Source organism: Pedococcus bigeumensis, assembly GCF_039531795.1.
GTDB classification, from domain to species: Bacteria; Actinomycetota; Actinomycetes; order Actinomycetales; family Dermatophilaceae; genus Pedococcus; species Pedococcus bigeumensis.
Window position 1 is genome coordinate 185,549 of record NZ_BAAAQS010000001.1, and the last position, 13,386, is coordinate 198,934.

General features: G+C 72.6%; 13 protein-coding genes. 5 read left to right on the top strand and 8 right to left on the bottom strand.

Translation table 11 applies throughout. The features are described 5' to 3' along the window. Positions 1–111 precede the first annotated feature (111 nt). The 6 genes from ABD262_RS00910 to ABD262_RS00935 form a co-directional block, all read right to left on the bottom strand. A complete protein-coding gene (locus ABD262_RS00910) occupies positions 112–1,284 on the bottom strand; it encodes an ABC transporter permease (RefSeq protein WP_344129767.1) in 1,173 nt (390 codons plus the stop codon). After that, complete coding sequence (locus ABD262_RS00915) at positions 1,281–2,447, bottom strand: ABC transporter permease (RefSeq protein WP_344129770.1); 1,167 nt, start codon at positions 2,445–2,447, stop codon at positions 1,281–1,283. The genes ABD262_RS00910 and ABD262_RS00915 overlap by 4 nt, the downstream gene beginning before the upstream one ends. Positions 2,448–2,459: 12 nt before the next feature. After that, entirely contained in the window at positions 2,460–3,446 is a 987-nt protein-coding gene (locus ABD262_RS00920; RefSeq protein WP_344129773.1) for an ABC transporter ATP-binding protein, read from the bottom strand. Between the two features lie 206 nt (positions 3,447–3,652). Next, a complete protein-coding gene (locus tag ABD262_RS00925) occupies positions 3,653–4,057 on the bottom strand; it encodes a hypothetical protein (protein ID WP_344129776.1) in 405 nt (134 codons plus the stop codon). Positions 4,058–4,212: 155 nt separating this feature from the next. Next, entirely contained in the window at positions 4,213–5,940 is a 1,728-nt protein-coding gene (locus ABD262_RS00930) for an RNA polymerase sigma factor (RefSeq protein ID WP_344129779.1), read from the bottom strand. Then, a complete protein-coding gene (locus ABD262_RS00935) occupies positions 5,937–6,470 on the bottom strand; it encodes a hypothetical protein (protein ID WP_344129782.1) in 534 nt (177 codons plus the stop codon). The genes ABD262_RS00930 and ABD262_RS00935 overlap by 4 nt, the downstream gene beginning before the upstream one ends. A gap of 428 nt (positions 6,471–6,898) precedes the next feature. Here ABD262_RS00935 and ABD262_RS00940 point away from each other — a divergent pair, with 428 nt between their 5' ends. From ABD262_RS00940 to ABD262_RS00950, 3 genes are all read left to right on the top strand, one after another. Next, the gene (locus tag ABD262_RS00940; protein WP_344129785.1) at positions 6,899–8,335 is read left to right on the top strand and encodes an Ig-like domain-containing protein; all 1,437 of its coding nucleotides are present in this window, start codon (positions 6,899–6,901) and stop codon (positions 8,333–8,335) included. A gap of 148 nt (positions 8,336–8,483) precedes the next feature. Beyond that, positions 8,484–8,897, top strand: a complete 414-nt coding sequence (locus tag ABD262_RS00945) for a hypothetical protein (RefSeq protein ID WP_344129788.1) — start codon at positions 8,484–8,486, stop codon at positions 8,895–8,897. 56 nt (positions 8,898–8,953) lie between these two features. Next, positions 8,954–9,937 (top strand): NAD(P)H-binding protein, encoded by a 984-nt coding sequence (locus ABD262_RS00950; protein WP_344129790.1) that lies wholly within the window; start codon positions 8,954–8,956, stop codon positions 9,935–9,937. A 79-nt stretch (positions 9,938–10,016) separates the two neighbouring features. Here ABD262_RS00950 and ABD262_RS00955 read toward each other — a convergent pair whose 3' ends face one another. Next, a complete protein-coding gene (locus tag ABD262_RS00955) occupies positions 10,017–10,484 on the bottom strand; it encodes an SRPBCC family protein (protein ID WP_344129793.1) in 468 nt (155 codons plus the stop codon). Between the two features lie 67 nt (positions 10,485–10,551). On the opposite strand from ABD262_RS00955, the gene ABD262_RS00960 reads away from it, so the two are divergent. Beyond that, on the top strand, positions 10,552–11,793 hold the full coding sequence (locus ABD262_RS00960) for a D-arabinono-1,4-lactone oxidase (RefSeq protein WP_344129796.1): 1,242 nt from the start codon (positions 10,552–10,554) through the stop codon (positions 11,791–11,793). A gap of 47 nt (positions 11,794–11,840) precedes the next feature. Next, entirely contained in the window at positions 11,841–12,476 is a 636-nt protein-coding gene (locus ABD262_RS00965; protein ID WP_344129799.1) for a TetR/AcrR family transcriptional regulator, read from the top strand. Here ABD262_RS00965 and ABD262_RS00970 read toward each other — a convergent pair. Beyond that, positions 12,464–13,321: a 3-hydroxyacyl-CoA dehydrogenase family protein gene (locus ABD262_RS00970; RefSeq protein WP_344129802.1), complete on the bottom strand. Its 858-nt coding sequence runs from the start codon at positions 13,319–13,321 to the stop codon at positions 12,464–12,466. The genes ABD262_RS00965 and ABD262_RS00970 overlap by 13 nt on opposite strands. Positions 13,322–13,386: the final 65 nt, after the last annotated feature.

The following is a 13,386-nucleotide window of genomic DNA, read 5'->3' on the forward strand; positions in this document are numbered from 1 at the left end:
TGCGCGCGTGCGGAGCCGGCAGGGGCCAAAGGTCCCGACCCGACCCACCCGTGCGCCGGGCCGCCGGGTCCTGTATGCCGCGGTGCCGGCTCGGGCGCGTGGCTGCTGGGTTCAGGGCGTCACCAGCGAGCGGCGCAGCCGCAGGGAAGCGATCGAGAGCAGCACCACGGCATACCCCGCGAGGATGGCGAGGTAACCGGCGATCTCGGCCACGCCGCCTCCCCGCGACAGCAACGTCACCCACGCATCCACCGCCCAGGCGTGCGGGCTGAGGTGCCCGATCAGGCGCACCGGCTCGGGCACGATCTCCAACGGCCACATGCACCCGCCGAGCATGCCGAACGCGATGCCCACTGCCGGGCCGATCGCGGTCGCCTGCTCGGGGGTGCGGAACAGGGTGCCGCTGACCATGCCGGCTCCGGTCCCCAGCAGGGCCCAGAGCCCGATGAGGGCGGCCGCGGCCACGGGATCGCCCCAGCTCACTCCGAAGAACACGGCGCCGACCAGGACGATGAGCAGCGCCTGACCCAGCGCGAGCGTCAGGTAGCAGAGCGTCTGACCGAGCACCAGGTCGCGAGGTCGGACCGGGGCCGCGAGGGCACGCGAGAAGATGCCGTACCTGCGGGTCTGGATCATCGCCGCGCCGCCGGCCAGCGCGTTGACAAAGACGAACAGCACCAACATGGTGGGCGCGCTGTAGTTGTAGCCCAGGGGTAGGTAGTTGCTCTTCCTGTTCACGACGTCCGTGCGGACCGGCGTCGCCGGTGTCTCCCGCTGGAGCGCGCGGGTGGTGGTCAGGTTCTGCTCGAAGCTGCGGTTCGAGTGCGCTGTGGCGAACTGCGCGGCCTGGACCGTGGCGCCGTGGCGCGCGACGACCGAGCTCACCGCGGTCACCGCTGCCTGGCTCGACTGGACGTCGCCGGTGACCAGGACCGGGATCCGTGTGGTGGTCGCCGCCTCGAGGTCCGCGTCGAGGGTGGGAGGGATGAGGACCACTGCCTCGACCTCGCCGCGGCGCAGGGCGTCGACGCCCTCCGTGCGGGTGCGAAGCCGTTGCGTCTCCAACGCCGGGGTGGCCTCGAGGTCCTGCAGGAGCTGGTCCGCCAACGGGGCTGACCCGGCCTGCACCAGGGCGACCCGGATGCTCGTGATCCCCGCAGTCGTCACCCCGACCAGCAGGATGACGAGGATGGGGAGCACGACGAGGAAGAACAGGAACGTCCGGTCGCGAGTGACCCGCTTGAGCTCAGCAGCAGCCAGAGCCACGGCGGGCGGGGTGGTCATCGGACCACGACCCGTCGACGCAGCACGAAGGCCACCCCTGCGGTGCAGAGCGCGAAGGCCACGATGGCCATGAGGGGGACCAGCGCCGCCGTCCAGGCGGCACCGCCGGCGAGGTCGGTGAGCGCGCGCAGGGCCCAGCCGTTGGGGGTCAGCAGGGCCAGGGTCCGAACCAGTGGGGGCGCGCCGCCGATGAACACGAAGTTGCCGCCGAGCAGGACCAGGCCGAAGGTCAGCAGGGAGGCGAACCCATCGGCCTGCCGCTCGGTCCTGGCCACCGTGATGACCAGGGCAGTCAGCCCCACCATGGTCAGGGCGAGCGCCAGGACCAGGGCCAGCACCACCGCCGGGGGTCCCCACTGGGCGTCGAACGCCAAGGACGTGATGACCGCGACGGTTCCGAGACTCGCCGCCGCGTAGACGAAGGTCGCCAGCGACTTGCCGGCCAGGATGGCGCCCGGTCCGATGGGCGCGACCGCGAGCCGGTCCAGCGTCCCTCCGGTGCGCTCGAGGAAGTAGCCGCGGGCTCCGAACCCGATCGCGAAGAACATGAAGAAGATCCCCATCGCGGGCGCGTAGTAGCTCGTGCCGGTGAGGGCCCGGGTCCCGGCCGGCTGCGTCACCGTCTGCTCGGGAGGCTGCATGGCAGAGGCCTCGGCGGCGAGCGCTTGTGCCGAGGCATGGGGTGCGCCCGCCCGCAACGCCGACTGCACCGACAGCTGGACGGCCTGGAGCCGTGCGGTGAAGGACTCGGCCAACGAGCGCGCCACCTGTTCCGCGATCGGCGCGTCGGTGCTGGACAGGACGGTGATCGCCGGGAGCCGGCCGGAGGTGACCGCCGCGGAGAAGCCCGGCGGGATGACGAAGGCCGTGTCGAGGCGGCCCTCGGCGACCGCAGACCGGGCGTCTGCCTCCCCGGTCACCGGCTTGACCGTGAGGAGGTCGGCCAGGTCAGGGTCCTTGACGAACGAGGTGAACCCGGCGGCCACCGGGCCCCGGTCGAGGTCGACCACCGCCACGTCGGCGTGGAACGAGCCGGCTGAGCCGAAGGCCACGCTGATCAGTGCCGCCACGGCCACCGGCGCGATGAAGCCCAGGACCAGGGCAGACCGGTCACGCAGTCGCTGGCGCAGGTCCTTCAGGGCGATCGCGACGACAGGGCTCATGTCGGGTCGGCCTCACTCCCGCAGCGCGGTGCCGGTGAGGTGGAGGAAGACGGCCTCGAGGTCCGGCTCGTGGACCTCGACGGAGCGGACCGAGGTGCCGGTGCGGGTCGCGGCCTCGAAGACCTGGGGCAACCGCCGTCTGCCGTCCCGCGCCAGGATCTGGACCGAGGAGCTGTCCACGTCGGCCCTGTCGATCCCCTCCAGGGATCGACAGGCTTCCGCGAAGGCAGCAAGGGAACCGCTGGCAGCCAGGGTGATCCGGTCCTTCTCACCCACTTGGGAGACGAGCTCACGGCTGGTCCCCTCGGCCACGAGGCGGCCGTGGTCGATGATGCCGACGCGGTCGCAGAGCCGCTCGGCCTCCTCCATGTAGTGCGTGGTGTACAGCACCGCCAGCCCTGCCGAGCCCAGGGTCTGGATGCTCTCGAGGATGGCGTGACGGCTCTGCGGGTCGACCCCCACCGTCGGCTCGTCCAGCACCAGGAGGCGAGGCTGGTGCAGGAGGCTGGCGCCGATGTTCAGCCGTCGTCTCATGCCGCCGCTGAACGACTCGACGCGGTCGTCACCCCGGTCCGTCAGGTCGATCAGGTCGAGGACCTCGTCGACCCGCTTGCGAAGGGCCGAACCGCCGAGCCGGTAGAGCCGTCCGAAGAAGGTCAGGTTCTCCCTGGCCGTCAGGTCTGGATAGAGGGACACATCCTGCGGCACGTACCCGATCTGCGCCTTCGCCGCCGTGGTCGACGGGCTGACCGGTGTCCCGGACACCGTGACCTCACCGCCATCCGGCGACAACAGGCCGCACACCAGGCGGATGGTCGTGGTCTTGCCGGCTCCGTTGGGTCCGAGCAGGCCGTAGGTCTCGCCGACCGCGACCCGGAAGGACACGTCGTCGACGGCCACCCGGTCGCCGAACCGCCGGGTGAGGTGGGCCGCCTCCAGCATCGCTCCGCCCCGCGACCCGGCCGTGCCTGACGACACCCCGCCCGTGTCCTCGTTCACGGCTGGCCCCCCAGCTGGCGCGTACGACATACCGAGGAGTGTGTGCGGCGGCGACCCGGGTCACTAGGGACGGAGGTCCTTGGCGTTGGCCGCCGTGGGTGGCCCGGCCGGCTGACGACCAACGCCTGGCCCCATCTCCGGGCAGCGCTCACGGGGGTGACCGGTATGCCGCCCAGATGGGCACCGTCTCAGAAGGGCTCCGGGTCTCAGAAGGGCCAGGACCAGGCCGGGAAGTACGACATCCGGATCTCGTCGAACACCTGGTACGCCACGAGCAGGGCGACCAGCCCGTTGGTGACGAGGCTGGCTCGGGCCCGCCACCGAGCCCCACGCCGCATCGCCATCGTGGCGAGCACGATCCCGGCCGCAGGGGCCGCTGCCACGACCGCCCAAGACGCCACGAACCAGAGCCAGGCGGCCCAGGAGTGGGCCATCAGGACCAGGTCTCCCTCGACGAGCCCGAACCACCCGAGGGACGCGAAGGTGACCAGCCCGACGACGAACCAGAGGACGACGAACGCCCCGACCATCGCCCACGACCATCTAACGAGCGCCGAGCGCTCCTCGTCACGGTGGGCTGAGCCTGTGGTCAGCGGTGCAATGGTGCTCATGGCCGTCACCTCGTCCCGAGTCCCCGGACCTGGCCGCCGCAGCCGGTGGGGGCCTGGTTCCACGATCGTCGATGCTCGGACGCTCGGGCAGGGACCAACGTCTGGGTGATCTGAGCCGCTGGGCCGGGGGATGGGCCGTCGAACGTGAGGCGGACCTACGGCGGCCACATGGCGGAGGCCGAGGCGCTCACCTGACCGCCGTTGCGGTAGGTCGCTCCCACCTCGACGGTGACGGGGCCCGACGCGTCCTCGGCCCAGGCCGTGACGATGGTCCCCGCCCAGCGCCCTGCCCCTGAGGTGGCCGTGCACGAGATCACCGCACCACTCTGGGTGCACGAGCGCCAGTCGCCGGAAGCGCTGCGCAGCTGGACACCGGCGGGCACCCCCAGGGTCAGCCGAGCTGCCTGCGTCGTGCCTTGCGCCTGCGCGTCGACCCCGATCCTGGTCGCGTCGACAGGCCCGGAGATCCCCATCCCGACGCGCAGTGGGGTCGTCGCCACGGTGGTCGACGGGGTCGCGGTCGGCGTGATGGCCGGGGTGGTGGTGGGCGTGGTGGTGGGCGCGGTGGTCGGCGCGGTGGTCGGCGACGAGGCGCTCGACGGTGTGGACGCCCGAGGGGCCGACGGGCTCGACGCGCTCACCGAGGGGGTCGGAGATGGTGCCGGGGAGGTCCGCGGCGCGGCAACCACCGAGGTGGGCGGGATCGACGTGACGGTCGGGGAAGGTTTCGGCGAAGCGGGCGACGGGACCCGCGGCGTGGTGGTCGGGACGACCAGTGCCGAGCGCGGACTGCCTGACGGGTCGTCCGGCGGGAGGAGCACGGCGGTGGCCACTGCCGCCGCGGCACCCACGGCGGTGGCGACGACCTTGCCGACGGTGAGCTTGGCAACCAGGGACGAGGTGGCGCCGGACGCCCCCGACCCGCCGGCGGCGGGTGCTCCGACACCTGCTGCCGCCGCTGGTGCGCTGGTCCCCGCTGCGGCGGCGGGTGCTCCGACACCTGCTGCGGCCGCTGGTGCGCTGGTCCCCGCTGCGCCGCCGACCGCCGGCGCCCCTGCTGCGGCAGCCGACGTGCCTGCCGCCGCGGTGGCGCCGGCGGCGCTCGCCCACGCGGGAGTGAGGAACCCCGGTGCCGTGAGCAGCACCGCCGGCCCCAACAGGGCTCCCAGCTGCTGCTCCACGCGCTGCAGCTCGGCCAGCCGACCGGGACAGGTGGGGCAGCTGGCCAGGTGGCGGGCCAGGTCGTCGGTGGCAACGGACCCGTCCACGGCCAGCATCGGCAGCCGGCGCACGAAGGGTTCGCAACCCGGATCCAGCCCGTTGGTGCTGAGGTGGGTCTGGAGGTAGGCCTGCCGCAGTCCGCGCCGGGCACGCTTGGCGAGGGCAGCGACGGCGTTGGGTGAGATGCCCAGGTCGTGGCCGATCTCGATGTTGCGGTCGTGGTCGACCGCCGTGCGCCACAGGATGACCTGCCAGCGGCGGGGCAACGCCGCAAAGGCCTGGCGGATCATGGAGACCTCGGTCTGCCGGGACATCGGGTCGCCGGGACCGCGTGAGCCGTCCTCGAAGACCGCGACGTCGTCGCTGAGGACCTCCGAGGCCGACGAGCGCCGCGAACGGGTGACCGCGAGGTTGCGCACGGAGGTGAGCAGGTAGGCGCGCACGGAACCGGTGGGGCCACCGCCGGAGGCGAAGGCGCCCAGCATGTTGGAGAAGGCGTCGGAGGCGAGCTCCTCCGCATCGCGCTGTTGGCGGGACGTCCGGCGGGCCGCTGCGAGGGCGGCGGGGTAGTGCCGCACCCACAGCTCGACGACGGCCTCCTGCGATCCGTCGCGCGCTTGTTCGACCAGGTCCAGGTCGTTGGCCAGCGGGTCGCCACTCACCGCGGGTCGCGCCCGAGCAGGTGGCGGTAGCGAGGCGTGCGTCCACGCCGGCTCCAGCCCTCGCCCGCGCCGGACGCACAGGCTGCCGCGCTGACGGCGACGGTGCCTGCCACCACCCGCGACCGGCGCCGCAGGGTGCGTTCCGCGACCGCGGCCAACAGGGTCCGGACCTGCGCCAGTGGGCGTGAGTCGTGACCACCGCGGCTGGCTCCGGCCCACTGGAAGGGGGTGTCCGGGTCGTCGGAGCCGATCGGGGCGTGCAGCGCGGCCACGTGGAAGGTGAGCTCGCCCCTGCCGCCCTGGTCCCGGTCCACCTGGTACTCCACGTCCGCAGCGCACAAGGCGCCGAGCGCCGTGCGGTAGGGGCCCGAGAAGGTCGCGCCACCGGTGCGCGTGTCAAGGGTCACGACGACGTGTGGACCCTCCACCCCCTCGGCCTCGAGTCCGAACGGCCACCGGCCGATCGCGCCGTCGGCTTCCGGCTCCGGGCCCTCGCCCGGCTCCGGAGCGTCGTTGCTCGTCGAGCTCATTCCGAGGTCCCCTTTCGGTCGGTGGTCGACTGGACGCGGGTCGACTGGACGCGGGTCGACTGGACGCGGGTCGACTGGACGAGGGACGCACGGGTCTGGTCGGCCGACGCCGTCCCCCGTCGATCCGCCACCTGGAGGACGTGGCTTCACCTGCAGGACGAACTCCGACACCTTTGGTGACGCAGCCCCGATACGTGAGGGCCTCGGCGTCGGGTGCGGTCCGCCGCCAAGGCCCTCACAGCCCCCTCATCGCGTCCCCGCCGCTGAGACGGTCCGGTGCCCCTTCCGTGACGCGTCGGTCCCACGCCAGCGGCGTCCCCGGGAGTCCGGCCACCCCACGTCACACATCAAGGTCGGCCACGTCTCGGTCAGAAGGGGGCCGCTCACGGCTGCTTGGACGGATACCGACTTTCCTTGGGGTGGGGCACATGACGAACGCTGACGTTGGACACGAAGGACGCCGTGGACACGAAGGACACGGTGGACACGAGCGGTCGGGGGCCACGCTCCTCCGACTGCCGGGGGTCGGCAGGTGGCTCGCCGCACTGGCCGCCTGCCTGGTGGTGCTCGGCGCGACACTGCTGGGTGCAGGGACGGCACGCGCCGCCGCCATCGACGGCGCCATCACCTCGATCACGACGACCGCGACGAGCACGGCTCAGGGGAACCGCGTCGACTTCGCCTGCACCTGGGCCGTCCCCGACGGCTCGTCGCCCGGAGACACCTTCAGCCTCGGGCTCCCACCGCAGCTGCGGTGGTTCGGCTCGGCGGACTTCGACCTCGCGGCCCCGGACGGCCAGCCGGTGGCGCACGCCCATGCCGACGCGAGCGGCGCCGTCGTGTTCACCCTGACGGGCTACGTGCTCACCCATCCCGTCGACCTGCACGGCACCTGTCACTTCTCGACCCAGTACACCGCCCGGACCACGGACGAGACCGTCCACCTGGACTTCACGGTCGGCGACGAGGTGGTGCGGGTCGACCTGCCCACGGTGGGGTCCTGCACCGCGGACTGCGCCGTCGACCGCACGGAGCCCAGCAAGTACATGTGGTGGGACGACGCCGCCCAGACCACGACCCAGTCGGTGGTCCGGGCGCCGGCCACGACCTCGGAGACCACCGACGTGATCATCACGGACACGCCCGGCCCGGGCCTCGCGCTCGACTGCGCCACGCTCAGGGCCACCATCGGCAAGGTCCTCGATGCCCACGGTGACGTCACCAGCCCCCGCGACGACGCGCGCTACGTGCCCGACGTCTCGTGCACGACCCAGGGGCTCGCGGTCACGTGGTCGGACGTCCCGGCAGGGGAGTATGCGGAGCTGTGGGTGCACGCCGACGTCACCGACCCCTCGCTCGCGGCCTACGGCAACGACGGCTCAGTGGTCATGGACGGTCGCACCATGCCGGTCCACGACACGGTCCGGCACAGTGCGGCAGGCGGTGACGGCGAGGGCACGCCGTCGCCATCCACGACCACGTCCGCCACCTCGACCGCGCCGACGACCAGCACCTCGACCGCGCCGACGACCAGCACCTCGACCGCGCCGACGACCAGCACCTCGACCGCGCCGACGACCGGCACGTCGTCGTCGACCAGCTCGACCACGTCCCCGAGCACGACCGCCACGGGCACGGGGACGGTCACGGCACCTGACACGACCGACACCAGCACCATCCACGCGACCCACACCACGGGCGGGTCCACGGGCACCGGCACCGCGGCCGGTGCCCTGGCCATGACGGACGACACGACCCTCGCCTTCACCGGGATCGACACCCTTCAGCTGGCCGGGGCGGCAGCGGTCCTCCTGGGCTCGGGCGTGCTGCTCACCGGGCTCGGTCGACGAGGCCGGCGGCACTAGGGCCGGCCACGGGGCGCACGAGATCGGGAATCCGGCGCCGCGCGCGTCACGACGAGCAGGGTGCGGACTCATTTCGGACGAGGCGCCACGCTCTGGCGCCGTTGCAGGCGCCGGGTTCGCGACCCGGCCTCGTCAGAGTGAGGACCCCATGGAAGCAGTGCAGGCGCGTGGAACGGAACGGCTCGTCCTTCGGATCGGGGAGATCTCCGCGACCAGTCGCACCGTGCTGACCCCCTCCGGCAGCGCGCCGGTCAACGAGGCCCGATGGACGGTGAAGGAGGCGGCGTCGCCACGGAGCCTGGGGTGGCGACGTGCCCTGCCCCGGGCTGCATCGGCCGACGCAGCCGCGCACACCGTGGCGCTCACCGTGACGGTCCGCGGCCCGGGCTGGCAGCACACCGAGACGGTCGGCCCGGCCACCCGCGAGGAGGCCGCCGCGATCCGCGCGACGGTCACGCAGGCACGCATGCTGGCCCTGCGTTCCGTCGTGTGGTCACCCGTCACCACGTCGCAGCCCTCGCCCGCCGAGGTCCCCGGCGGGCTCACCGCACCCGCGAGATAGGTTCGAGTCCTTCGTGGGCGCCGCCAGTGGCCACGGCCGAACCCCGGGAGTCGTTGGTGCGAGTCGTCGTCATGGGTGCGGGCGGCTATGTCGGCAGCCGCCTGGTGCCGGCCCTGCTCGCGGCCGGCCACGACGTGACGGCCACCTTCACCAAGGCGGCGTCGGCCGGGCGGTTCTGGTGGGCCGAGCAGGTCGCGGTCCTCGAGGTCGACGTCCTCGACCGGCCCGCGGTGCGGGCTGCCCTGACCGGGGCCGACGCGCTCTACTACCTCGTCCACGGACTGGGTGGCGACGACTTCGCGACCAGCGACCGCGAGGGCGCCTACAACGCCGCCCACGCAGCGGTCCGGGCCGGCCTCGGTCGGATCGTCTACCTCGGCGGGCTGCTCCCCGACGTCCCGGACGGTGACCTGTCACCCCACCTGAGGTCGCGGCTCGAGGTCGAGGAGGTGCTCACCGACTCGGGGATCCAGACCCTGGCCCTGCGGGCGGCCATGGTGGTCGGGAGCGGGTCCACCTCCTTCGAGATCATGCGCCAGATGAGCGAGCGGCTGCCGATCCAGGTGCTGCCCCGCTGGATGGACAGCCTGGTCGAGCCCGTCGCCGTCACCGACGTCGTCACCGCGCTGGTCGGTGCCCTCGCCGCCCCGGCGGTGAGCCGGCCGTTCGACCTCGGCAGCGGTGAGCGGATGCCGTATGCCGCGTTGCTGCGGCTCTACGCCGACCGTGCCGGCCTGCGCAGGGTGCAGGTGAGCGTGCCGGGCCTGCCGACCGCCCTGGTGTCACGGCTCGCTCCCGCGCTCACCCGCGCGCCGGCCTCCACCGTGCAGTCGCTCGTCGAGAGCCTGCACCACGACATGGTGTGTGGCCGCCAGGACTTCCTGGTCCAGCTGATGCCGCCGGGTCACGCCCTCACCCCGGTCGCCGAGGCGCTCGACCGGGCGCTCGCGGTCCCCGACGCCTCGATCCCGGATGCCGAGCGCGACGTCATCGGACCACTGAGCTCGGACGCGGCCTGGACGGGCTCGCTGTCCTCCTGACCCCGGCTCGCCGGACGCCCTGCGCCTGCCCCCTGCCTGCCCCGCGCCTGCTTGGCCTGCTCAGTGCCTGCTGGCCTGCTCAGTGCCCGCCGCGAGCCAGCTCGCGTTCGAGGTTGCGTGCGAAACCGACCCCCATGGCTGCGATCACGGCGTGCATCGAGGCCTGGACGGCGGGCTTGGCCAGCTTCGGGAACGGCAGGTCGACGTCGACCCCGAGGTCGATCGTGAGTCGGGTCCCGGCGCCGCTGTCGGCCAGCTGGTAGGTGCCCTCGACGCCGGCCCGCTCGCCGTCCTTCTGGGCGTGGGAGTAGACGATTCGTTCCTGCGGGGTGAACTCCATGTGCTCGGTGAACGAGAGCCCGATGCTCTTTCCGAGCACCTCGATCGGGGCGAGCTTCCACAGCCAGGTGCTGCCGTGGTCGACGATCGACCGCACCATCGGGGTCAGCTTGGCGACCAGTCCGGCGTCGCTCAGCACCCCCCAGACCGCATCGCGGGGGTGCGGCACGACAGCAGTCGAGCGCTTGGATGCCGAGAAGACCGTCATGGCACGAGTGTCGTCCATCGGCGCCCGGCCCGCGCAGCAACCCCCTGCTCCCCGACAGACTGCTGCCATGGACGAGCGGAACTGGGCCGGGAACCTCACCTACGCTGCGCGGGCGTTGGTGACGCCGCGCACGCTGGACGAGCTCCAGGAGCTCGTGGCCGGGGCGGAGCGGGTCAGGGCGCTGGGCTCGCGCCACTCCTTCACGGCGATCTCCGACACCGAGGGCTTGCTCGTGTTCCTGGCCGGGCTGCCCGACGTGGGCACGGTGGTCGTCGACCCGCACGTGGGCACGGCCACCGTGGGTGCCGGCGCGGCATACGGGGCGGTGGCGGCGGAGCTGGAGCGACAGGGCTGGGCCCTGGCCACGCTGGCCTCGCTCCCGCACATCAGCGTGGCAGGGGCGGTGGCCACGGGCACCCACGGGTCGGGGGACTCGACCGGCTCGCTGGCCTCGGCGGTCGCGGCGATCGAGTACCTCGACCCCCAGGGCGAGGTGCGGGCGCTGCGCCGCGACGACCCCGACTTCGACGGGAGCGTCGTCGCCCTCGGTGCCCTGGGCATCGTCACGCGGGTGACCCTCGACGTCGAGCCCACCTACCGGGTCCGCCAGGACGTGTTCACCGGGCTGTCGTGGGAGTCGGTCGAGCAGCACTTCGACGCGATCACCTCGACCGCACACAGCACCAGCATGTTCACCCGGTTCGACGAAGGCGGCATCCGGCAGGCCTGGTTCAAGAGCCGCGCGGCCGACGGTCCCAGCCAGACCTTCGGCGCTGCGCCGGCGACCGGACCGCTGCACATGCTGGAGGACGCGCCGACCGAGTCGGTCACCGACCAGTCCGGCGTGCCCGGACCGTGGCTCGACCGGCTCCCGCACTTTCGGATGGCGTCCACCCCGAGCCGCGGCGCCGAGCTGCAGAGCGAGTACCTCGTGCCCCGCTCAGCCGGGCGCTCGGCCATGGACGAGCTCCGCCGGCTTGCCGGCGTCATGGCACCGGTGCTCCAGGTCGCCGAGATCCGCACGGTCGCCCGCGACCCGCTGTGGCTGAGCAGCTCCTACGACACCGATGTCGTCGCCTTCCACTTCACCTGGCTCCTCGACGAACCGCGCGTGTATGCCGTGCTGCCAGCCATCGAGGCGGCGCTCCTGCCGCTCGGCGCCCGGCCGCACTGGGGCAAGTGCTTCGTCGCCAGGGCCAGCGAGCTCGCGCCCCTGTACCCGCGGTGGGACGACTTCCGGCGACTGCGCGACCAGCTTGACCCGGGGCGCAAGTTCGGGAACGCGTTTCTCGAGGGAGTGCTCGGCTGAGGGGAACCGCGGTCGCTGGGCCGGCCCGTTGTGAGAGTCTGGCCGACGTGAGCGAACCAGCACCTGTGCCTCCGGGCTCACCACGGCGCGGGCGTCCGGGGTACGACCAGGAGACGGTGCTGCGCAGGGCCATCGAGCTCTTCAACGAGCAGGGCTTCGACGGCACCAGCATGGGTGACCTCGCCCGCGAGCTCGGGTTCAGCAAGTCGGCGATCTACCACCACGTCCCGAGCAAGACCCACCTGCTGTCGCTCGCCCTCGACGAGGCCCTCGACGGGCTGACCCGGGTCATCGAGGAGGCGAGCCACGACGTGGCCGGCCGCACGGCCTACGCGCGGCTGCGCCAGGCGGTGCACCGCAGTGTGGAGGTGCTGGTCGAGCACCAGCCCGCGGTCACGCTGCTGCTGCGGGTGCGCGGCAACAGCGAGGTGGAGCGGGCCGCGTTGCGGCGACGCCGCGACATCGACGCCCGGCTCGCCGCGCTCGTGAAGGAGGCCATCGACGAGGGGTCCCTGCGCTCCGACGTGCCCCCGGCCCTGGTGAGCCGGTTGCTGTTCGGCATGGTCAACTCACTCGTCGAGTGGCACCGCGCCGGTGGCGGTGTCGATGGCGAGCAGCTCTCCGAGGCGATCACGACCATCGTGTTCGACGGGCTCGCGCTCGGCCCACCTCACCAGGCGTAGAACCCCTGCCCGGTCTTGCGACCCAGCTCACCGGCGGCCACCTTGTCGCGCAACAGCTGGGGCGGCTCGAACCGCGGACCCAGCTCGCGGGCGAGGTGCTCGGCGATGGCCAGCCGGACGTCGAGCCCCACCAGGTCGGTCGTGCGCAGCGGCCCGACCGGATGGCGGTAGCCGAGCGTCATCGCGGTGTCGATGTCGGCCGCGGAGGCCACGCCCTCCTGCACCATCCGCATCGCCTCCAGGGCGATGGCCACGCCCAGCCGACTGCTCGCGAAGCCCGGTGAGTCCCGGACCACGATGGCCGTCTTGCCCAGGGCGGCCACCCAGCCACGGGCGTCCTCCGCCAGGCCCGCGGACGTGCGTGCGCCCAGGACCACCTCGACGAGGTCACTCGTGGGCACCGGGTTGAAGAAGTGCAGGCCGATGAAGCGTTCGGGGGCCTTGAGGCCCGAGGCGATCGAGTCGATCGACAGCGAGCTGGTGTTGGTGGCCAGGACCGCGTGCGGCAGGGCCTCTTCGAGGCGCTGGAAGACCGAGCGCTTGAGCTCCAGGTCCTCCGGGACGGCTTCGATGGCCAGCTCGACGTCGCCGTGTTCGGGGTGGGCGCTGGTGCTGACCGTGAGGCGACGCAGCACGGTGTCCGGGTCCTCGGTCAGGGTGCCCTTGTCGGCCGCCTTGCGCAGGCTGCCCCCCACTCGCTCGACCGCGGCCGACGCCGACGCGCTGTCCCTCTCGACGACCTCGACCGAGGATCCGGCTGCGACGAAGGCGTGCGCGATCCCCGCCCCCATCCGGCCCCCGCCGTAGACGAGGACGCGCTGGGGCAGGGCAGTGGAGTCGGTCATGGGTGCTCCGTTCGAGAGGTCCGGATGGGCGTGGACTGCGGGAATAGGTTGCGGGGCAACGACAT

Bases quoted from the DNA above. Each gene is read 5' to 3' on its own strand.
- ABD262_RS00925 (WP_344129776.1), bottom strand. From the start codon at position 4,057: ATGAGCACCATTGCACCGCTGACCACAGGCTCAGCCCACCGTGACGAG.
- ABD262_RS00915 (WP_344129770.1), bottom strand. From the start codon at position 2,447: ATGAGCCCTGTCGTCGCGATCGCCCTGAAGGACCTGCGCCAGCGACTG.
- ABD262_RS00935 (WP_344129782.1), bottom strand. From the start codon at position 6,470: ATGAGCTCGACGAGCAACGACGCTCCGGAGCCGGGCGAGGGCCCGGAG.
- ABD262_RS00955 (WP_344129793.1), bottom strand. From the start codon at position 10,484: ATGACGGTCTTCTCGGCATCCAAGCGCTCGACTGCTGTCGTGCCGCAC.
- ABD262_RS00940 (WP_344129785.1), top strand. From the start codon at position 6,899: ATGACGAACGCTGACGTTGGACACGAAGGACGCCGTGGACACGAAGGA.
- ABD262_RS00960 (WP_344129796.1), top strand. From the start codon at position 10,552: ATGGACGAGCGGAACTGGGCCGGGAACCTCACCTACGCTGCGCGGGCG.
- ABD262_RS00970 (WP_344129802.1), bottom strand. From the start codon at position 13,321: ATGACCGACTCCACTGCCCTGCCCCAGCGCGTCCTCGTCTACGGCGGG.
- ABD262_RS00910 (WP_344129767.1), bottom strand. From the start codon at position 1,284: ATGACCACCCCGCCCGCCGTGGCTCTGGCTGCTGCTGAGCTCAAGCGG.
- ABD262_RS00945 (WP_344129788.1), top strand. From the start codon at position 8,484: ATGGAAGCAGTGCAGGCGCGTGGAACGGAACGGCTCGTCCTTCGGATC.